This window comes from Actinomadura oligospora ATCC 43269 (assembly GCF_000518265.1).
Taxonomy (GTDB): domain Bacteria; phylum Actinomycetota; class Actinomycetes; order Streptosporangiales; family Streptosporangiaceae; genus Spirillospora; species Spirillospora oligospora.
Genome location: NZ_JADG01000013.1, coordinates 135,047 through 154,700 on the forward strand (window position 1 = coordinate 135,047; position 19,654 = coordinate 154,700).

At 70.7% G+C, this 19,654-nt stretch carries 16 protein-coding genes and 1 tRNA gene; 10 read left to right on the top strand and 7 right to left on the bottom strand.

All coding sequences use genetic code 11. The features are described 5' to 3' along the window. Nucleotides 1–41: 41 nt before the first annotated feature. Together P696_RS0122640 and P696_RS47385 are read left to right on the top strand one after the other, a co-directional pair. Nucleotides 42–1,079: a PD40 domain-containing protein gene (locus P696_RS0122640; RefSeq protein WP_026414127.1), complete on the top strand. Its 1,038-nt coding sequence runs from the start codon at nt 42–44 to the stop codon at nt 1,077–1,079. A gap of 96 nt (nt 1,080–1,175) precedes the next feature. After that, a complete protein-coding gene (locus P696_RS47385; protein ID WP_084338020.1) occupies nt 1,176–2,087 on the top strand; it encodes a PSP1 domain-containing protein in 912 nt (303 codons plus the stop codon). 131 nt (nt 2,088–2,218) lie between these two features. Here the strand turns inward: P696_RS47385 and P696_RS0122650 are convergent, their stop codons facing one another. Further along, complete coding sequence (locus tag P696_RS0122650; RefSeq protein ID WP_026414128.1) at nt 2,219–2,962, bottom strand: DUF427 domain-containing protein; 744 nt, start codon at nt 2,960–2,962, stop codon at nt 2,219–2,221. 116 nt (nt 2,963–3,078) lie between these two features. On the opposite strand from P696_RS0122650, the gene P696_RS0122655 reads away from it, so the two are divergent. After that, nucleotides 3,079–4,593 carry an alpha/beta hydrolase gene (locus P696_RS0122655; protein WP_026414129.1) on the top strand — a complete coding sequence of 505 codons (1,515 nt, stop codon included), beginning with the start codon at nt 3,079–3,081 and terminating at the stop codon, nt 4,591–4,593. A 43-nt stretch (nt 4,594–4,636) separates the two neighbouring features. Continuing rightward, a tRNA-Thr gene (locus P696_RS0122660) sits at nt 4,637–4,712 on the top strand. A 433-nt stretch (nt 4,713–5,145) separates the two neighbouring features. On the opposite strand, the gene P696_RS47390 is transcribed toward P696_RS0122660, so the two are convergent. After that, nucleotides 5,146–5,403: a hypothetical protein gene (locus P696_RS47390; protein ID WP_051468013.1), complete on the bottom strand. Its 258-nt coding sequence runs from the start codon at nt 5,401–5,403 to the stop codon at nt 5,146–5,148. A gap of 276 nt (nt 5,404–5,679) precedes the next feature. Between P696_RS47390 and P696_RS0122670 the strand changes: the two genes are divergently transcribed. After that, nucleotides 5,680–6,837: a hypothetical protein gene (locus P696_RS0122670; RefSeq protein ID WP_245627773.1), complete on the top strand. Its 1,158-nt coding sequence runs from the start codon at nt 5,680–5,682 to the stop codon at nt 6,835–6,837. Then, nucleotides 6,834–7,115: a hypothetical protein gene (locus tag P696_RS0122675; RefSeq protein WP_026414131.1), complete on the top strand. Its 282-nt coding sequence runs from the start codon at nt 6,834–6,836 to the stop codon at nt 7,113–7,115. The genes P696_RS0122670 and P696_RS0122675 overlap by 4 nt, the downstream gene beginning before the upstream one ends. On the opposite strand, the gene P696_RS0122680 is transcribed toward P696_RS0122675, so the two are convergent. Both P696_RS0122680 and P696_RS0122685 read right to left on the bottom strand, forming a co-directional pair. Further along, nucleotides 7,069–7,611, bottom strand: coding sequence for a hypothetical protein (locus P696_RS0122680; protein WP_026414132.1), 543 nt, complete (start codon nt 7,609–7,611; stop codon nt 7,069–7,071). The two genes, P696_RS0122675 and P696_RS0122680, sit on opposite strands and share 47 nt — an antisense overlap. Before the next feature lie 8 nt (nt 7,612–7,619). Next, on the bottom strand, nt 7,620–8,024 hold the full coding sequence (locus tag P696_RS0122685; protein ID WP_026414133.1) for a MarR family winged helix-turn-helix transcriptional regulator: 405 nt from the start codon (nt 8,022–8,024) through the stop codon (nt 7,620–7,622). Nucleotides 8,025–8,126: 102 nt separating this feature from the next. Here P696_RS0122685 and P696_RS0122690 point away from each other — a divergent pair, with 102 nt between their 5' ends. Further along, entirely contained in the window at nt 8,127–9,596 is a 1,470-nt protein-coding gene (locus P696_RS0122690; protein WP_026414134.1) for an MFS transporter, read from the top strand. Nucleotides 9,597–10,481: 885 nt separating this feature from the next. Here P696_RS0122690 and P696_RS0122695 read toward each other — a convergent pair. Together P696_RS0122695 and P696_RS58295 are read right to left on the bottom strand one after the other, a co-directional pair. Then, nucleotides 10,482–13,157, bottom strand: coding sequence for a VIT domain-containing protein (locus P696_RS0122695; protein ID WP_026414135.1), 2,676 nt, complete (start codon nt 13,155–13,157; stop codon nt 10,482–10,484). Beyond that, nucleotides 13,154–13,879, bottom strand: coding sequence for a MerR family transcriptional regulator (locus tag P696_RS58295; RefSeq protein WP_026414136.1), 726 nt, complete (start codon nt 13,877–13,879; stop codon nt 13,154–13,156). Before P696_RS58295 ends, P696_RS0122695 begins: the two co-directional genes overlap by 4 nt. A gap of 220 nt (nt 13,880–14,099) precedes the next feature. On the opposite strand from P696_RS58295, the gene P696_RS52825 reads away from it, so the two are divergent. Both P696_RS52825 and P696_RS0122710 read left to right on the top strand, forming a co-directional pair. Further along, entirely contained in the window at nt 14,100–15,542 is a 1,443-nt protein-coding gene (locus P696_RS52825) for a sigma-70 family RNA polymerase sigma factor (RefSeq protein WP_026414137.1), read from the top strand. A 429-nt stretch (nt 15,543–15,971) separates the two neighbouring features. After that, complete coding sequence (locus P696_RS0122710; protein WP_084337983.1) at nt 15,972–17,282, top strand: NlpC/P60 family protein; 1,311 nt, start codon at nt 15,972–15,974, stop codon at nt 17,280–17,282. Nucleotides 17,283–17,328: 46 nt separating this feature from the next. Here the strand turns inward: P696_RS0122710 and P696_RS0122715 are convergent, their stop codons facing one another. After that, entirely contained in the window at nt 17,329–17,817 is a 489-nt protein-coding gene (locus tag P696_RS0122715) for an inorganic diphosphatase (RefSeq protein WP_026414139.1), read from the bottom strand. A 193-nt stretch (nt 17,818–18,010) separates the two neighbouring features. Between P696_RS0122715 and dacB the strand changes: the two genes are divergently transcribed. Further along, nucleotides 18,011–19,429 (top strand): D-alanyl-D-alanine carboxypeptidase/D-alanyl-D-alanine endopeptidase, encoded by a 1,419-nt coding sequence (gene dacB / locus P696_RS0122720; RefSeq protein WP_245627774.1) that lies wholly within the window; start codon nt 18,011–18,013, stop codon nt 19,427–19,429. Nucleotides 19,430–19,654 lie beyond the last annotated feature (225 nt).

Below are 19,654 nucleotides of genomic sequence, written 5' to 3' on the forward strand. Positions count from 1 at the left end.
TGTCGTCGACGAGGCCGCGGAAGGCGGCGGGCGGAGTGCGCATGGCTGACGGGAAGACGGAGGCGCGGGTGGGCACGACCTGGCGGAACGCGGTCCCGATCGGCGTGGCCGTGGTCGGTGCGCTCGTGATCGGAGCGGGCGTCGACACCATCCACCGGCACCCGTGGTCGCCGAAGAAGAAGGCGGCGACGAACGCCAAGTCGACGGCCGCGACCCAGAACAGCGGCGGCAGACCGCGGTTCGTCGTCGGCGTCCGGAGGGACGGCGACGCGGTGGTCGTCCGGGACGTGAAGACCGGGGGTGACGTCGGCCTTCCCGTGGCGGCCCCGGCGGGACGCAGCTTCCAGCGCATCGCGGCGGGCCCGGGCGACTCCTATGTCGTCGCGTCCTACGGGACCCGCAAGGTCATGTTCCACCGGCTCGTCCTCGGCAAGGACGGCCGTCCCTCGACGCTCAGCGACATCCCTCGCGCGGTCGTTCCCGGCGTTTCCAACCCGTCCTCGGACATGGCGGTCACCCCGGACGGCACGACCATCGCCTACGTCACCTACCGGAAGGGCGGCGCGGGCACCCTGGACGTCCTGTCCACCCGCTCCGGGACGCGCAAGACCTGGAAGGCGAAGCCGGGGGCCCGGATCGGCAGCCTGTCGTGGGCGGGCCCCACGCTGTCCTTCCTGTGGAGCCCGCAACCGCGCGCGGGTGTCCGCGGCGCCCCGCCCGCCCCGGCTCCGCCGCAGGTCAGGACGCTGAACACGGCCGGTCCGGCCGGTGACCTGAAGCTCAGCAAGCCCGTGCTGCGGCTGCCCGCGGGCACCGAGGCCGCCGTCCTCACCCCGGACGGCCGGACGATCGTGGCCGGCGTCGGGTCGCCGTCCCGCGTGGCCCTCCAGCAGTTCTCCACCGCGACCGGACGCCCCGGACGCGTCCTCTGGGAGCACCAGGGCAAGGGCGGGGTCAGCCGCCTCGACTCCGACAGCTCCGGCGGCCACCTCCTCCTCGCGGGCGACGACGGCAGCCTCTACGGCCCCGACGAGCGCACCCCGGTCCCCGGGGACGATCTTTCCGACGTCGCCTGGTAACCCCTGCACAGGGGGTGATTCCGCTCACACCGGATGGAGTTCGGACCGCATAGGGTGTGGGTCACGGAACCGGGCGAACGGAGCGAAACCGTGGGCATGGTGATGGCCGTCAGTTTCACCAGATACGGACGGCTCTACTACCTCGACCCTGGTCCGTACGAGCCCAAGGTGGGGGACCGGGTGCTCGTGCCGACCGACACCGAGCCCGAGGTCGCCGAGTGCGTCTGGGCCCCGCAGTGGGTGTCGGAGGACATCGGCGGGCTGCCCGTCTGCGCGGGGATCGCGGGCGACGAGCACCTGGCCAGGGACGACGCGAACCGCCGCCGCCGGGCGGAGGGACGCGCGATCGCCAAGCGGCTGATCCGCAAGCACGAGCTGCCGATGAAGGTGATCGGGGTGGACTTCCTCGACACCGAGAACGTCTTCAAGATCTACTTCTCCGCGCCGCACCGGGTGGACTTCCGGGCGCTCGTCCGCGATCTGGCCCGCAACATCCGCGCGCGCGTGGAACTACGCCAGGTCGGGCCGCGCGACGAGGCGCGCCTACAGGGCGGGATCGGCCCGTGTGGACGCGACCTGTGCTGTGCGACCTTCCTCAAGGACTTCGAACCCGTCTCCGTCCGTATGGCGAAGGAGCAGGACCTCCCCGTCAACCCGCTTCGCATAGCCGGGGCCTGTGGACGCCTCATGTGCTGCCTGAAGTACGAGCATCCGCTCTACGTGCAGGCGCACGAGCGCATGCCCAGGCTCGGCTCGCGCGTCGAGACCCCTGAGGGCAACGGTCAGGTCGTCGGACGGAACGTCCCGTCCGACACGGTCACGGTACGGCTGACGAGCGGCGGACGCTGTTCCTGCCCGTCCGCCTCGGTCTGCTCCCCGCGACGTCAGCACGACGAGGCGTACGGCACCGGCATCGACACCGACCGTCTAGCGGACGGCGTCGACCGTCAAGGCCCTGCAGACGAAGGCCGAAGCGCGGAAGGCGGCGGCGACAAGCCCGGCGAATAAGGAGATCCTCACCGCGGAGGAAGGCGACACTGTCGTCGTCCCGCCGAACACCGCGCACGCATTCGGCGCGGTGTTCGGCGGGACGCCGACATCCCCGCTGGACGTCCGCGCGCTCGTCCTGACGCGAGGGTTTACGGACGTTCCTGGAGAACACCGTCCACGTAGATGTCGACCTTCTCGTTGTAGAAGCTGACGAGCCCTGCGATGTCGCGGCTCTCGGGCAGCGGCGTCGGGTACGACCAGGCGAAATCCTTGTGGACGGCGTCGCCGACGCGCACCGACCAGTACTCGGCCGTGCCCTTGTACGGGCAGCCGGTCGCGGTGTCGGTGTGCTCGAGCAGGTCCATCCGGACATGCGTCTTCGGCAGGTAGTACCGGACCGGAAGTCCGGTCTCGAACAGCATCCGCGGGCTGCCGGACTCGGCGACGGTCACCCCGTCCACCTCCACCCGGACCCGCCGCGAGCTCGGCAGGACGTCCACCCGGTGATGCGGGCTGCGCGGATGGACGAAGATCTCCTCGTCCTCCTCGAACCACGCGTCCATGGCGTCCCAGTCCAGCCGGACGAGGCCGCGCAGCTCCTCGACGGGCGAGTCCGGGTAGCGGAGCGCCGCGTCCTTGACCTCGATGTCGCCGACCTTGACCGTGTAGGACGTGGATTCGCCCCGGCTCGGCGACCGCCGTCCCGGGCCGTTCTCCACGAGTTCGGCCCGGACGTCCTCGACCGGGACGTAGTAGGCCAGGAAGTGGGTGCCCTCCCAGACCAGCACCGGGCGGACCGTGTCCGCCACGACGTGCCCGTCCAGGAACGCCCGCACCCGCCGGTTGCTCTGCTCGACGCGGACCCGCGTCCGTTGCGTGCCTTCTGCACTCATGTTCGGGGCAACAGCGTCACACCCCCGACTATTTCGTCGGGACGTCGCTGGCCCAACCGGTGCCCGTGCCCGTAGCGTGGGCGGCGGTGTACGAACCGCGACGACGGGGAGATCACGTGCGGGCAGCGAGGTGGACGAGCGCGATCGCCGCGCTGACGCTGACGGTCGCGACCGGATGCGACGGCGGCGGTGGCGGTGGCGGCGCCTCCGCGTCCCAGCAGGAGGCCCCGCCCGGCCTGGAGGCCTTCTACGGCCAGAAGGCGAGCTGGACGTCCTGTGGTGGCGGCATGGAGTGCGCGAACGTCCGCGTGCCGCTCGACTACGCCAAGCCGTCCCAGAAGGAGATCAAGCTCGCCCTGGTCAGGCTGCCCGCCGAGGACAGGTCCCACCGGATCGGCTCGTTGCTCACCAACCCGGGCGGTCCCGGCGGTTCGGGCGTGGACTTCGTCAAGCAGACCGGACGCGCCTTCGGCGACAAGCTGCGCAGGCGCTTCGACATCGTCGGCTTCGACCCGCGCGGCGTCGGCCAGAGCGCGCCCGTCCGCTGCATGAGCGGCCCCGACCTCGACCGCTTCTTCGCCGCCGACACCTCCCCGGACGACCAGCGCGAAATGGACGCCTTCGCGTCCGAGAGCAAGCGGTACGCCGACGCCTGCCGGACCAGGGCGGGCGGCGAGCTGCCCCACGTCGGCACCGTCGACGCCGCCCACGACATGGACGTCATCCGCGCCGCCCTGGGCGACCAGAAGATCTCCTACTACGGCGCGTCCTACGGCACCTACCTCGGCGCCGCCTACGCCGCGCAGTTCCCCACCAGGATCCGCGCCTTCGTCCTGGACGGCGCGATCGACCCGCGCACCTCGTCCACCGACCTGCTGGTCGAGCAGGCCAAGGGCTTCGAGACGGCCCTCGACGCGTTCGCCGCCGACTGCGTCCGGCAGGGCGACTGCCCGGTCGGCACCACCAAGGACGCCGCCGTCGCCAAGATCGGCGACCTCCTCCGCAAGGTCGACAAGAGCCCGCTCCGCAACACCCGCGACGCCCGCCAGGTCACCGAGTCCTGGGCGACCATGGGCGTCGCGACCGCCCTCTACGCCAAGGAGACCTGGCCCTTCCTCCGTCAGGCCCTCTCCGCCGCCCTGACCCGCGGCGACGGCACCCTCCTGATGACGCTCGCCGACCAGATGGTCGAACGCAAGCCGGACGGCACCTACAGCAACCAGACCGACGCCAACATGGCCGTCAACTGCGTCGACAAGCCGAACCCGCCGGACGTCGCGACCTACAAGAAGGCCGCCGACCAGGCAGCCCAGGCGGCCCCCCGCTTCGGCTCCTTCGTCGTCTGGGGCGGCCTCCCCTGCGTTTACTGGCCCGTCCAGACCAAGCAGAAGCCCCAGGCCATCACCGCCAAGGGAGCCCCTCCGATCCTGGTCATCGGCACCCTCCGCGACCCGGCCACCCCCTACAAGTGGGCCCAGGGCCTGGCCTCCCAGCTCTCCTCCGGCACCCTCCTCACCCTCGACGGCGACGGCCACACCGCCTACCTCCAGGGCAACCAGTGCATCACCGCGGCCACCGACGACTACCTGGTCACCGGAACCCCGCCCAAGAAGGGCACCGTCTGCCGCTGATTCCCACACACCCCCGAGAAGGCGCTAGACTCCTCTACGGCACGCCGCCTTAGCTCAGTCGGCAGAGCGATTCACTCGTAATGAATAGGTCATCGGTTCGATTCCGATAGGCGGCTCCAGCTCAGAGGCCCCTCGCGATCATCGCGAGGGGCCTCTTGCTGTCTTCCCCTGCTAACAGTGCCTCCTGGGCGGCTGCGGGCGTGGAGAGCGGTTCGGCCGGACGGGCCCGTCCTCTGGCCTGTGCAGGCCCGGATGCGCCTGGTTGGTGGGCCCTGTTGGCTCCTGTCCGCATGACGGCTGTGACGCACGCTCCGGGCCCTCAAGGCGATCAGTTCGGGCTGCCGGACCGGCTCGGGTGCGCGAGGCGTGTGGCTTGGTGCCAGGGCTCTCGCCCGGCCGACGACTGACGCGTGGATCGGCGGGAATGGTGTAGGTCACGATGTCGATCTGGGCGCCAGTGATCGTGCCCGTCGGCGTCCTTGATGACGAGCACGTTCCTGTTGATCATGGCTACGAATTCCCTCCGCCGTCAAGGTCGTACCATGTCGCGTTTCACCCTGGGCTGAAGGTGATCTCGACGAAGGCGAGATAGATCCACTCCGCCCCGCTGTTCGCGTGGGTCAACCTCTTCTGGGACCTGCCTGTTTCAAGCTGGGCGACGCCGCCAGACGTGGGGAAGGCGTTGTACGGGAGGGCGCTCGCCTGTATCCATTGGGCTCCGGCGTCTCCTCCTGCTGTACCGAATTTCACCGCCACCCACATGCTGCCGCCATTGGTCAGCCAGTAATTCCTCTGGTGGTTGAATGCCATGCTCCCACTTTTCTGTGCAGATCCGTCGACTCTTGTGAGTCGGGATTTCGCCTGGCGTTTCGCGCTATCCGATGCCGTCGCATCTTTGGCGGGCATCGAGGGGGAAGAACTATTTGGTGTACGGGCTTTGGCGGATTTCGCTTCGCCTGGTCCGGCGAAAAGCCGCCCGACTCGGACTGCGTCGGCGTGGACCTCTGAGCGAGTGGGTGCGGTGATCGGAGGGGGAGGCGGCGGGAGGTGGCCAGGAGGGGACCGGGTTGTCGATAGCCTCGTTCGGTGGACGGGTTGCGGGACGAGGCCGAGGCGCTGCTTCGGGGCTGGCATGCGTACGAGGTGTCGCGTGGGGCGCCGGAGATCATCGATTTCGACTGCGCGCCGTCCGGTGGTGAGGGCGAGCTGGTCGCGGATCGGCTCACGGCGCGGCGCGGGCTGGTCGAGCTGCGGGAACGGGCGTCCGGATGGACGGCCTCCCGGCTGGACGCCGATGTCGCCTACCTCGGCGCGTTGCTGGGGGAGCGGCTGCCGCTGCGGGAGTACGTCCGGGCGACGCAGGGGTGCGAGGCGCTCGGCTGGACGGACGAGTACGTCGCGCATCGGCGTGATCTCGCGCGCGAGGCGCTCGCCGGGATCGGCGTGACGTGGGGGCCGGACGCGGCGCGTGAGCTGCGGTCCGTCGAGGGGCACGTCCCGAACGCGGACGCGCCGGACGCGATCAGGGCCGCGGCCGACGACTTCGAGGACGTCGTGCGCGAGCTCACCGGGAGCGACGCGCCGTTCGAGCTGACCATCGAGAACGCCGACGCGGACGCCTACTGGGCGTACTGGCTGGACGGCGCGGGGAGCCGCGTCCGACTGCGGCTGAACCTGCGCAACATCACGTTCAGCGAGGTCGCGGCCAGGCAGTTCGCGCTGCACGAGGTGCTCGGGCACGGCCTGCAGAGCGCCAGCTGGTCGGCGCGGTGCGCGGCGGAGGACGTGCCGTGGGTGCGGCTCATGTCCGTGCACGCTCCGCACCAGGTCCTTCTGGAGGGGCTGGCCCAGGCGCTGCCGCTGTTCGTCGCGCCGGACGATCCGATGCTGCGGACGCGGGTCCGGTTCGATCATTACAACCAGCTCGTCCGGGCCGGGTTGCACCTGGCGCTGAACGATGGCGCGTCGATCGGGGAACTGGCCGCTCAGGCGCGGCGCGACCTGCCCTGGACGTCGGACGCGGCGATCTCCGACCTGCTGAGCGACCGGGGAGCGGATCCGCAGCTGCGGTCGTATCTGTGGGCGTATCCGGCGGGTGTCGACTGGTTCGTGAATCTCGCCGAGGCGGATGATCCGGAGTTGGCCCGGACGGTCCTCCGTGCCGCCTACCGGGATCCGCTCACGCCCGCCGACCTGGCCGTCCTCTGGCCTGGCGGGCCCGCGATCGGCGGCGGTGACCGGTGAACCAGGTTCTGGCAGCGGCCTTCGCCGCGCTCGCGATCGGTGTTCTGGTCGTGCTGGGCACCGGACTCTGGACGTTCCGGAAAGGCGACCTGCTCGAGAGCCGCGTCGTCGGGATCGGCGTCGCCGTGGCGCTGTCCGGCTGCGCGCTGATGAGCCTGGACCAGCGGTGGGCGTTCTGGCTGACGCCGATCGCCCTCGTCGCGATGGTGGCGGTCGCCGTCCGCCGGACGGTCAGGCCGCGCCGGAAGGCTCAGCGGACGCCGCCTCACGAAGACTGAGCGCGCTGACGTGCGGCGATCCGTCCCGGGCGTCGATCGCGTCCGCGAGGGCGAGGAACTGGACGGGTGGGATCCGCCGGTTGCGTGAGTCGAGCAGGCGCACCCGCAGGCCGCGCTGGCGCCCCCGCTCCCGGACGTCCATCGCGACCACGCCGGTCTGCGGGCCGGACGGATGCTCCTGCGCCTCGGCCCACTGCAGCAGGACGTCCGCCTCCGCGAGGTCGAATCGGCGCACCCGAAACGCCTGCTGGACGGCGAGCGTGCCGTCCTCCAGCCAGACCCGGTAGCGGAACATCCTGATGGCGACCGTGATCACCAGGACGGCCACCGCGGCGAACATGACCAGCCCGATCGTCCATCCGGCAGGGCCGAAACCCCGCCCCAGCCCGGACGCCAGCCCGCCGAACGCCGGGAAAAGGACGGCGGCCAGTGCCACCGCCTGAATCTTCATGGATCTGGTGACGCCGATGTCGAGCCGGGTCGTCCCGTCCGCCATGTGTCCGCCTAGGTGACGAGTGCGGCGGACGGTTCGTCCGCCGGGGTCAGGTGTTCGGCGAGGATCGCGCGGTGGGTGACGGAGGCCGCGGCGTGGCGGCTGCGGCCCTCGTCGGTGAGCGTGACGAAGACGCCGCGCCGGTCGGACTCGCACATCCCGCGGACGACCAGGCCGTTCTTCTCCAGCCGGGCGATCGTGCGGGAGAGGGCGCTCTGGCTGAGGTACATCTCCGCCGCGATCTCCTGGACGCGCCGCTGTTCGCAGCCGGCCTCCACGAGGCGTTCCAGGGTCTCGAACTCGCTCATGGTCAGGCCGTGGGCGTCGTGGAGCGCGCGGTCGAGCGCACAGGCGACCGTGTTGTAGCAGGTCACCAGGGAACGCCACTGGTCGACCAGGCCGGGGTGGGGTGCCATGCGGCGCATCCTACCCGTCGCGCGCATCTGATGCACGCGAATTAATTTCGTTGGAAATTAATGCTTGGACATTGAATGCGCGTGCATGTATCGTCCTCCGGCGTGACCATCACCGAAACCTCCTCTTCGTCCGCGACCGGAGCGCCGGCGTCCCCGGACACCCCGGCCGAGCAGAGCTGGACCCCCAGGCTGTGGGGGGTGCTCGCGGTGCTGTGCGCCGTGCTGTTCCTCGACGGGCTGGACGTGTCGATGGTGGGCGTGGCGCTGCCGTCCATCGGCACCGAGCTCGGGCTCTCCACGACCTCGCTCCAGTGGATCGTCAACGGCTACGTCCTCGGCTACGGCGGGCTCCTGCTGCTCGGCGGCCGCACGGCCGACCTGCTGGGACGCCGCCGCGTGTTCCTCATCGCCCTCGGCGTGTTCGCCGTCGCGTCCCTGATCGGCGGCCTGGTGAACGACGGGACGCTGCTGATCGCGACCCGCTTCGTCAAGGGACTGGCCGCCGCGTTCACCGCCCCGACCGCCCTGTCCATCCTGACCACCACCTTCCACGAGGGCCCCGCCCGCAACCGGGCGCTCTCGGTCTTCTCGGTGTTCGGCGCGAGCGGCTACTCGTCCGGCCTGATCCTGGGCGGGCTGCTCACCAGCGTCGGCTGGCGCTGGACGTTCCTGACCCCCGTCCCGCTGGCACTCGTCGCCCTGGCCGTGGGCGTCGCGCTCATCCCGCGGGACAAGCCCGCCGCCGAGGGCGGCCACGACCTGGTCGGCGCGGTCACCCTGACCACCGGGATGCTGCTGGCCGTCTACACCGTCGTCACCGCGCCCGAACGCGGCTGGCTGGACCCGCTGACCGTCGGCTCGATCGTCGTCGCGGCCGCGCTCCTGGTCGGCTTCGTGATCACCGAGCAGCGCGTCGCGCACCCGCTGATCCGGCTCGGCATCCTGCGCGTCGGCACGATCGTCCGCGCGAACGTCAGCGTCATCGCCCTGTTCGGGTCCTACATGAGCTTCCAGTTCATGATGACCCTGTACCTGCAGGACGTCCTGCACTGGTCGCCGCTGAAGATGGCGCTCGCCCTGCTGCCCGCCGGCCTCATCGTCGCGTTCGGCTCGCCGTTCGTCGGCCGCATGATCGACCGCTGGGGCACCTCACGCCTGATCATCAGCTCGATGGTCTCGCTCGCCCTCGGCTACGTCTGGTTCCTCGCCACCGCCGGGAACACGCCGCACTACGCGTTCACCATCCTCCCGACGATGATCCTGCTCGGCGGCGGCTTCGCCTTCGGCTTCTCCTCGATCATGGCCCAGGCCACCGACGGCATCGACGACTCCGAACAGGGCCTCGCCTCCGGCCTCGTCCAGACCTCCGGCCAGGTGGGCGCCGCCCTCGTCCTCGCCGGCGTCACCGCCCTGGTCGCGAGCGACTCCCACCCCGCCGCGGGCTTCGCCCCCTTCCACCCGGGCCTCAACCTGGTCACCGGCGTCGCCCTCGTCGGCCTCGCCTTCAACCTCATCCCCCTCCTCAACCTCACCCGCTCCCGAGCCACCACCCCTACCCCCACCAAGCCCTAACCGCCCACCCCACCCCTCCCAAACCCGCCCACAACGCCACCCCGAACAAAGCCCCACCCACCTCAGCCCGTGCGCGCCCAGCGCACGGGCTGAGGCCTCAACCACGCGCACGCGCTCACGCATGCCGCCCGTCCACGTGCTCAAGAGGCCGCGTGGACTGTGGCGCTCAAGCGCACACGTCACACATGCCGCCCGTCCGCGCGCTCTCAAGAGGCCGTGTGGGCTGTTGGCGCTCAAGCGCGTAGCCCGTTCACCCTGCCGCTCCGGCTGTCCGTGCGTTGGCCCTGATGCGCTCTTATGGGCTTGGCGACAATCCGAGTCGCCAGCCTTGTGCCTCCCTCCTCAGCTCGTGAGCTCAAGGACGCCGCGGGGGCTGAGCGGCGCTTGCGTGCGAGGACGGGGCTTACGCATGCCGCCCGGGGCGGTCTGCATCGACTCTGGCCGGACCTTCCGGGCCCAGGGACGGGAGGACGCACCGACGGCCCGCAGCCCTTTTCGCACGTACCACCCAAGGCTGCGCGGGCAGAGGCGCTCCACCTGCAGTGACTCCCGATGCAGTGCGGTCGACCTGTGCCGACGCCGCCCGCGCCGCCACTGCACACCCGCGACGCTGGCGGCCCTCGGGGCGGGCCGTAGTCGGCTCGCATGGGTGGCCTACCTCGCTCGCTCCCTGCAGGAGCTGCGGGGAGCGAGCGAGGGCACGCGCGGACCGGTACGGGTGTGCTCTCGTGGTGCCGGGTGCCGGGTGCCGGGTGCCGGGTGCCGGGTGCCGGGTGCCGGGTGCCGCATGCCGAGTGACATTGGGTGGTGCCGGGGCTGGGGGTTTGCGGGGCATCGGGCGCGGCCCCGCGTTGCACCAGTTCGGCCTGTGTTCGGGCGGTTGGGTTACTGCGGGCGCTTCCAGAAGGGGGTGCGGGGGGTTGGGGTGTTGGACGTGAGGTCCTCCAGGGTGCTCAGGGCCTGTTGCCAGACTTCGGTGGTTCGGGACGGGGCGACTTCCTTGGCCGGTTCACGGAGGTCGCGAATCTTCTGTGCGATGTCGTCCAGGGACGTGCGGACGGGTGGGGTCAGGACCAGGCCGCTGGACAGCAGCCAGGTCAGGAAGGGCAGGAGCCGGGTGTCGAGGTGGGACGGACGGTCGGCCTCGGGGACCGTGCGCATCCGGTCGAGCTCGACCTTCAGATGACCGGCGACCTCGGCGGACGTTGTGCCGGGGGTGTGTTCGGCGGGGTCCGACCCGCGCCGCTGACGTGAGCGCGACCGGCGCTTCATGGGTTGCCCGTCCTCGGACGCGGGCTGTGCTGAACCGGGGGCCGAGCCGGGCCCACTCGTTGTCTGGCCAGGGTGGGGAGGGGGCGGGGGGACTGGGGGGAACGGCGGACGCGGCGCGGATTCGGCCTTCAGGAAGTCGGGCACGTCGACCTCGTCACTGTCCGAGGGGCTGGCTCCTTGTGCCGTCCCCCCGATCAGGCGGCCGCCTCCCGCTCTGGGGCGGCCGCTGCGGCTGCTGCCCCTGAGAGGGGAGGCGGGCATGCCGCGTGGGGCGGCCGGCGCCGGCGGAGGGCCGCTGGGATCGGGCAGGGCGGCGGACGCGGGGATGGCGCCGTAGCCTCCGGGGGCGGGAGCAGACGTGACGACGAAGGTCTCGGGGGGCTCGAGGCGCGGGGAGTCGGCCCAACCATCGGGGAGTTCGACGGGCTGCGTCACCTGGTGCGGGGTCTGGCCTTCGGCGACGACGCGGCTGTCGACCGCGACGAACGCGGTGAAGCGGCACAGTACGCCGAACCGGAGGGATGTCTCGAGGATGCGGTCTTCCAGCGCGGTCGAGCCGGTCACTGCGTAGCGGTCTTCCAGGTCGCGCAGGTGCGCGCGCGCCCACAGGGCCGATGCCATCGGGGCATCGGACTTCACGCCGGACGCGTGGTGTTCACGTGGCGAGCCATCCGGGGACTTGCCATGCAGGACGACGGATCCGGTGGGGGCGCCCCGGAAGCGTCCAGTCACGACCAAGGGGACGCCGGGGAAGATCGCGCCCAACCGGTGCGGGGCGATCGTGTCGCTGAGTAGGTCGAGGCCGTCCGGCCGCAGCGACAGGTCGGTCATCAGGGGTGCGCCCACCTGTTGGTGGACGCGCTCCATCGCCTCGTCCAGCCGGTCTTCGGACTCGACCAGTTCGCATCGGCCGCCACCGGCGGACGCGAGCCGGTTGAGGAAGCCGGCGTTCACGGCGCGGTCGATGCCGACGGTGTGCACCCGCACGCCGCGGAGGCCGCGCTGGAGCCGGTTGAGGATCTGGTCCTCGTTGCCGATCTGGCCGTCCGTCACCAGCACCAGGACGCGGTCGCGCTCGGAACCCGACTGCGACAGCAGCTGGCACGCCTGCTCGAGCGGGGCGAGCATCTCGGTGCCGCCGCGGGCGTTCAGCACCGCCAGGTGCTCCACGGCGCGGAAGCGGTTGCGGTCGGTGCCGGGGGAGAGGCCAGGGCCGAGGTCGGGTGGGGACTCCACGACGTTGTCGAACGACAGCACCGCGAAGTTGTCGGCGGGCGTGAACGTGTCGACGATGCGGGCCGCGGCGCGGCGGGCGGCGACCATCTTCCAGCCCTGCATGCTGTACGAGCGGTCGAGTACCAGCACCACGTCGCGCGGGCGCGTGTGGCCGTCCTCGGCGGGCGGCAGCACGGTCAGGCTGAAGGTGCCCTCGTCGCCCTCCACGTCCGGCGTCAGTGTCAGCGACGCGGTGCCCGTGGCGGGCGTGTCGAACACCAGGCGCAGGATGAAGTCGCGGTTCAGCCGTTCGCCGGGGTGCAGACGTACGACGGTCTGCCCTTCGGCGGCGTCTTCAGCGACGACGTGCAGTGCTGAGCGGATCTCGCTGAGGGGCAGGGTGCCCGGGTCGATGTCGACCGCGAGGGAGAGCGCGACCGGGTTCGGGAAGCCGGGCAGCAGGACGGGCGGGGTGATGCGGGACGCGTCGGGCACGGCGTCGGTGTCAGGGGTGACGCCCGTCCCGGCGGCCTCGTCGTCGAGGGGCGTGCCGGGGATGTAGCGCGGCGCGACCACCAGCGGGAAGCGGAAGGTCGCCTCTCCGCCCGAGCCGCCGGAGACGGTCTCGAAGGGGAGCGGCTGGGTGAGGACGATCCTGACCGTCACGCGTTCGCCGGGGAGGATGTTGCCGACGCGCATCGTGAACACGTCGGGACGGTCTTCTTCGGCGATGGCCGCGCGGCGGCCCGAGGCGATGGCGGCGTCGTACTCCTGCCGGGCCTGGCCACGCTCCTTGAGGACGCCGTCGACCACGCGGTCGGCCGCCTCCATGCGCAGCGAGGTGACCGCGGCCCGGTCGGGCAGCGGGAAGACGTACGTCGCTTCCAGCGGAACGTCGAAGGGGTTACGGAACCCCTGTTCCACGGTGACCGATGCGGCGAGGCCGCGCACGGTCGCGTGGACGTCGACCGAGTCGAGCGGCAGGTTGCCCTTGTCGGTGCGGAGCGCGCCCAGCCCCCCGTCCGGGGACGGAGGGGCGGCGGGTTCGGGGAGCTGGGTGATGCGCACGGTCACTGGTGCCTCCCGGGAGAGTGCCGTTGGGGGGAGTCGTCGCGGCCGGCCGGTCCGAGCAGGCCGCGACGCCGGAGGGTGTCGAGCAGTGGTGCGGCCGATTCCGCGATGGCGGCGAGGTCGTCCTCGTCCAGGTGTCGCGTCTCGACCATGACGGTGACGCCGGGCGCGATCCGCACTCCCTGTACGAGGACGGGTTCGTCGGCCGGAGGTGTGTCCAGTGCCGGTTCGCGGTGGAACCGGACACTGGGCTGCACGGTCCAGAAGGAGTCACGCGGTCGGGCGATGTCGATTTCGACAGTGTCGTCGGAAAGACCGGCGTCAGTGCCGGTGTGGCCGTCGGTGCGGTTCCCCGCGCCACCGCCCGCTGCGGCCGGCCCGTGCTCCGCTTGGGAGGTGGTGCCGGGTTCGATGTCGGGAGCCGCGATGCCGCGAAGCAGGGCGTCGGGCGCCCCGGCCAGCTCGACCTGGATCTCGGCGATCGAGCGGCCGAGGGCCTGGCGCCGCTTGACGGCGAGGAGCTGGAGCAGGTGCCGGGGGCCGTACAGGGCGGTGCGGCCCCGGCGGCCGAGCGGCGGGTCGAGCAGGCCGATGCTGGTGTACCAGCGGATCAACCGCTCGTTGGGAAGATCGCGGACGCGTCCGTTGACCCGCGGGACGCCGTCGGCGGCCAGGGCGGCCGCCGCGTGCTCCGCCAGTTCGGTGATGGTCCAGGTCTCGTCCACCCTCTGATGATGACACTGTCATCATGACAGTGTCAAATCCGCCACCCTGAGAGTGTGGATTCCGATCTTGGGTGCTCCTTCTGTCGGCGAACATCGACAAAGAGTCCATAGTGGGCAAATCGCAAATCGGCGAACAATTACATCCGATGATGATTGCTGAACGTGTCTGAACTCGCGAATTTGACGCTAATGGCCCGGTGGAGCCTTTAGCTTTCTCTCTATGAATGACCGTCTCCTGGTCGAGGCGCTGCGCGCGCGGGACCTGGGTGCACCCGCCGCGGTGTACGACGCCTATGCCGAACGGCTCTTCGCCTACTGCTGGATGCGCCTGCGTGAACGGGACGCGGCGCGAGTCGCCGCCAGGGATGCGTTCGTCGTGGCTGAGGCGCAGATCGAGCGGCTGAGCGATCCCGAGCTCTTCGGGCCCTGGCTCTACGCCATCACGAGGCTGGAGTGCGACCGCCGTGAGCCGGACCAGGAACGCGCGCCGGATCTGCCCGTCGCCAGCCATGACCAGGACGACGTAGACCAGCGGCTTCTGGCCTGGCGTGCCGTCCTCGCCCTGACGCGGAGGCAGCGCGAGTTGCTTGACCTGCACGTCCGGCATGGCCTGGCGGTCGAAGGCATCGCGCGCGTGACGAGGACGCCGGCAAAGCGGATCGAGGAGGAACTCGACCTCGCGGCCATCGATTTGGAGACCGCGCTGGTCGCGGAGATCCTGGTCGACCAAGGCCCCTTCGCGTGTGCTGAACGTGGTTGGCTCCTGCGCGCGCGACGTGGCGAGCTCACACCGGTGCTTCGAGAACAGCTTGTCCTGCACGCAGATGAGTGCGAGGGCTGTGCGGCCTTCAAGCCGCGCGCCGTCTCCGCGGCGAAGGTCTTCCGGCTGCTGCCCTGGGCGCCTCTGCCGGACGACCTGCGCGAGCGAGTGCTCGGCAGTTTCCTCGATGCCGAACTCGTCGGCTATCGCCTGTTCATCGCCACGCGGGTCACGGACTACACGGCTGAGGGATTTCCCATTTGGCCGCACCGTTCTGTGTTCGCGCGGCGATTGGCGAGGCGTCGCGGCACGTCCGATTCCACGGCGTCCGCGCTGACCGAGAGTCGGTCCCACACGCGCGCGGGGAGGCTCGCCGCAGCCGCTGTTGCCGCCCTGATGGTGCTTGCCGGAGGGACTCTGGCGGCCTTCATGGCGCTGACCGGGCAGGTGGGACGCGGAGTGCACGCCATAGCGGACGGGGTAGTGCCCCATCCCACAGTGCTGGCCCCCCGCGACCTTAAGGCCAACGGTCGAAGCGGGCGGGATTCGTCCGGGAGCAATGATGCGATCCCGGTGTCGGTCACATATCCGCTCGGTGTAGCGGGTTTGGGGCCTTCGCCCGTTGTGCCCGCACGCGCGAGGCAGTTCCAGTTCGGCGGCGCCCCAGACTCCAATGGTCCATACGGGCGCGTTCCGGCGCCGCCCGGACAGAGGCCGTTGCCCGGCATCCCGCCTGGCGCGCCACCCACGGAGGGAAGCAGCCCATCCGCGCCACAGTCATCGCCGACACCGCCTCAGTCAACGTCCACAGTGCCGACCTCGCCACCGGCCTCCGAGTCGCCGCCGCCCTCGTCGCCTTCACCCACGGGAAGTGAACCGTCCCCGAGGCCCACAGCGTCGTGATGCAGCAGAGAACGTGTGATGCGGCCGAACGTGTGATGTGGTCACGAACGCGTGCCGCAGCCGCAGCCGCAGCCGCAGCCGCAGCCGCAGCCGCAGCCGCAGCCGCAGCCGCGGGCGCGGGCGCGTGATGCGGCGAGAACGTCGTGACGCGGCCGACGGCGTCGTAGCGGGCCGGAAGAATGCGGATCTGTTGGGAATGCGCCGCGAACCTCCGAGACGCGCCGGTTTCAGATTCCGCGTCGTCCATCCGCCCATGGGGCGCTCGACCGTTCGGGCGGGAAACCTGCCCCGGTTCCTGATCCTGTCGCGTCGCAAGGGAACGCCGATGGAGCCGTGGCGGAAGTTCATATCGAGCCGCAAGAGAATTACTGTGAGTAGTTCCTGCTTGCTTAGTGTGAATATCGGCAGGGGAGGACCGTGTTTCAGTCAATGTGCACCCCGATACCCCGTCGACGCGCGACCGCCTATGCCGCCGTCTACGCCGCAGTCACCGCCACGGCTTCTCGTGATGTCGCCGTACGGCTGGTCGCCGTCTCCACCGGAATCGCGGTCGGCCTGACCGCCGTCCCTACGTCAGCCCAGGCGGCGGTCACGGTCGGGCGGGCCGTCCACAAGCCGTCGCCCAGCGCCGACGACGTCGCCAAGAGCAAGAACGACGTGCGCAAGAAGGCCGAGGCGGTCGGGCGCGCGAAGGCGCAGCTCGCCCAGGCGGATGGTGAGCAGGAGCGCTTCGCCATCGCCGCCGAGGCCGCCGTAGAGCGGTACAACGGCGAACAGGTGAAGCTGGAGCGTTCTCAGCAGGCGTTTCAGGCGGCACAACGGCGGGTCGCCGACGCCCAGCAGCGCTATGACGAAACTCAGCGGCAGCTGGCGTCCTTCGCCGCTGACGCCTACCGGCAGAACACCGGCGTCAACCCCTGGGCCGCGGTCATCGCGGGCGAGGGCGGACCGCAGGGCTTCATGGACCGGGCGGGGATGGTCGAGGTCCTCGCGCGCAGGCGTACCGAGGTCATCAAGCAGGTCGAGGCGTCCCGCATCGTCGCGAACGTGTTCCGGCGTCAGGCCGCGCAGGCGTACCGGGACCAGCAGACCGCCACCAGGCAGGCCGTCGACGCCAAGACCGCCGCCCAGAAGATCCTGGAGCAGCAGAAGGCCGTTGTGGCGCGCATCGGCGAGCAGAAGAAGGTTCTGGAGCAGAGCCTTGGGACGGCTCGTGCGCGCGCGGCCGACCTCGCACGACAGCGTGCGGCCGCACTTGAGGCGGCCGAGGCGGCCAGGGCCCGACGGGCCGCCTCAGGCGCGGGCGCGGAGGTCGGGGCGTCCGTCGGGTCCGGCACGGGGGCCGTCGCCGCGCGCGCGGCACTCAAATGGCTGGGAACGCCGTACTCGTGGGGTGGAGGCACCGCGGGCGGGCCCAGCTACGGCATCGAGCAGGGCTCCGGCATCCACGGATTCGACTGCTCGGGCCTCGCGCTGTACGCGTGGAACAAGGCGGGCGTGCGGCTCGACCACTGGACGGGCACGCAGTGGACGTCCGGCCCGCACGTGCCGCTCGGGAGGCTCAGGCCAGGGGACCTGGTCTTCTTCGCCAAGGACAAGTCGGATCCGGACACGATCCACCACGTCGGGATCTTCATCGGGAGGGGGCGGATGGTGGAGGCTCCCTACACCGGGGCCAGCGTCCGGGTCTCCTCCATCTACCGCGGAGACCTCATCGGCGCCACCCGGCCCTCCGGATGACGCCGTGACCACGCGGAACGGGGACGGCGGCCGCCGTCCCCGGCGGTCAGTGACCCAGGTCGGCGAACCGCTTGCGGGAGCGCTCGACCTCGACCTCGGCCTCGACCCGGCCGACCCAGTTCGCGCCCTCGACGGACTTGCCGGGCTCGAGGTCCTTGTAGACCTCGAAGAAGTGCTGGATCTCCAGGCGGTCGAACTCCGGCACGTGGTGGATGTCGCGCAGGTGCTCCATGCGGGGGTCGGTCGACGGGACGCACAGGACCTTGTCGTCGCCGCCGGCCTCGTCCGTCATCCGGAACATGCCGACCGCGCGGCACTTGATCAGGCAGCCGGGGAAGGTCGGCTCCTGCAGGATGACCAGGGCGTCCAACGGGTCGCCGTCCTCGCCGAGGGTGTCCTCGATGAAGCCGTAGTCGGCCGGGTACTGCGTCGAGGTGAACAGCATGCGGTCGAGCCGGATGCGGCCGGACTCGTGGTCCACCTCGTACTTGTTCCGGCTGCCCCGCGGAATCTCGATGGTGACGTCGAATTCCAAGATGTCCTCCGCTTCCCGCGTGGTCGCGGTCTTAGTCTGTACGTGCCGTGGCGGCGAAGGCCGTACGGCAGGGTCTCCCCTGGTTCTCACGCCCGATCCCTGGCGGGAGGGCGGCGAGGATCGCAGCCCCTTATATCGTGGCGCGCGTCCTCACGCGCGGGCGAGGACGCAACTATAAGGATGTCGCACGTTGGTGAGTGCTGAGTTGGGGAGGGGCGTCCCGGTGGTGACACGTGCCCGGACGCTCGCCGTGGGCACACTGGCCCTGCTCAATGTTTTCGCGGTGGTCGCCGCCCTCGCAGTGGTGAAACTCACACCTGCCAGGCATCTCTCGCCGCAGCCGCCGTCGGTCGCGGCGCACGACGCGGTGCCCACGTCGGGCGGCCTGAAGGCGGCCGACCCACTGGCGGCGCGGTCTCCGAGCCCCTCCACGCTGGCGGCGCGGCTGTCGGCGGTGCTGAATCAGCCCGGCCCGAGGATCAACGCCGCCGTGATCGACGCGGCGACGCGCCAGCCGCTGTTCGCGCAGCGCGCCGACCGGGCCGCCACGCCCGCGTCCACGACGAAGCTGGCCACGTCCGTCGCGGCGCTCGCCGCGCTGGGGCCGCAGCACAGGATCACCACCCGGACGGTTCGTGGCGCGGACGGCGGCGTGGTGCTCGTGGGAGGTGGCGACACCACGCTGACGGCGCAGCCGCAGAAGCCAGGGACGGGCCGTCCAACGTATGCGTCGCTTGCGGACCTGGCCAAGCAGACCGCCGGGGCTCTCACGCGCGCGGGGGTGCGGCAGGTCCGGGTCGACTACGACGCGTCCGCCTACCAGGGCTCGCGTGTAGCGCCAGGTTGGAAGCGCAACTACATCCCGGACGGCGAGGTCGCTCCTATGACGGCCTTGACGGTCGACGAAGGGCGGGTTGGCGGGCCTGGCGCGCACGCGCAGCCCCGCGTCCCGGATCCGCCGGTCGCTGCCGTTCAGACGTTCGCGCGGTTGCTTAAGCGTTTCGGAGTGTCGGCCAAGGCGGGACGGCGTGCCACGGCCGCTGCAGGTGCGCAGAAGCTCGGGGCGGTGCAGTCGCCTCCGATCTCCGCGCTCATCGAGCACGCCATGACCGAGAGCGACAATGACGTGGCCGAGGCCATGGCGCGGCAGGTCGCCATGAAGAAGGGGCTGCCCGCGTCGTTCGAAGGCGGCGCGCGCGCCGTCCGCGAGACTCTGGCCGGTCTCGGCATTACGGACGGCGTGGACGTCTCGGACGGCAGCGGCCTGTCCACCCGGAACCGGATCACGCCTCTCGCGCTCGCGCGTATCGCGGCCCTCGCCGCGTCGCCGCAGCGCCCTGATCTGCGCGCGGCCATCACCGGGATGCCGGTCGCCGGGTTCACCGGGACGCTCTCCCCGCCGCGCTACACGACCCCGGGCAGCACAGGGGGCGCGGGCGTGATCAGGGCCAAGACCGGAACGCTGTCGGGAGTCAACACGCTCGCGGGTCTCGCCACCGACGCCGACGGGCGCCTGCTCGCGTTCGCCTTCATGGCCGGTGACGGCAAGACCTCCGTGGATCCGGGCAAGCTCGACCAACTCGCCACGATTCTGGCCGGCTGCGGCTGCTGACCCTCATCCGCGCAGATCTCCACGTGCGTCCTATGCGGTAGATCTCCACCTGCTTCCCATGGGCGTGGACCTGAACGCGCCTCCATGCGTGTGACCTTCACGCGCCCTCGTGCGCGTAGATCTCTGCGTGTCTTCATGTGCGCGTGGAGCTCCGCATGACTGACTGGGCGTGCTCAACCTCGCATGTCCGACCCCCGTGCATGTGGTCTCGTGCACGCGTGGAAT

Excerpts from the sequence above, each read along its gene's own strand:
- P696_RS0122640 (WP_026414127.1), top strand. The coding sequence starts at position 42 with ATGGCTGACGGGAAGACGGAGGCGCGGGTGGGCACGACCTGGCGGAAC.
- P696_RS47385 (WP_084338020.1), top strand. The coding sequence starts at position 1,176 with ATGGTGATGGCCGTCAGTTTCACCAGATACGGACGGCTCTACTACCTC.
- P696_RS0122650 (WP_026414128.1), bottom strand. The coding sequence starts at position 2,962 with ATGAGTGCAGAAGGCACGCAACGGACGCGGGTCCGCGTCGAGCAGAGC.
- P696_RS47390 (WP_051468013.1), bottom strand. The coding sequence starts at position 5,403 with ATGGCATTCAACCACCAGAGGAATTACTGGCTGACCAATGGCGGCAGC.
- P696_RS0122680 (WP_026414132.1), bottom strand. The coding sequence starts at position 7,611 with ATGGCGGACGGGACGACCCGGCTCGACATCGGCGTCACCAGATCCATG.
- P696_RS0122685 (WP_026414133.1), bottom strand. The coding sequence starts at position 8,024 with ATGGCACCCCACCCCGGCCTGGTCGACCAGTGGCGTTCCCTGGTGACC.
- P696_RS52825 (WP_026414137.1), top strand. The coding sequence starts at position 14,100 with ATGAATGACCGTCTCCTGGTCGAGGCGCTGCGCGCGCGGGACCTGGGT.
- P696_RS0122710 (WP_084337983.1), top strand. The coding sequence starts at position 15,972 with ATGTGCACCCCGATACCCCGTCGACGCGCGACCGCCTATGCCGCCGTC.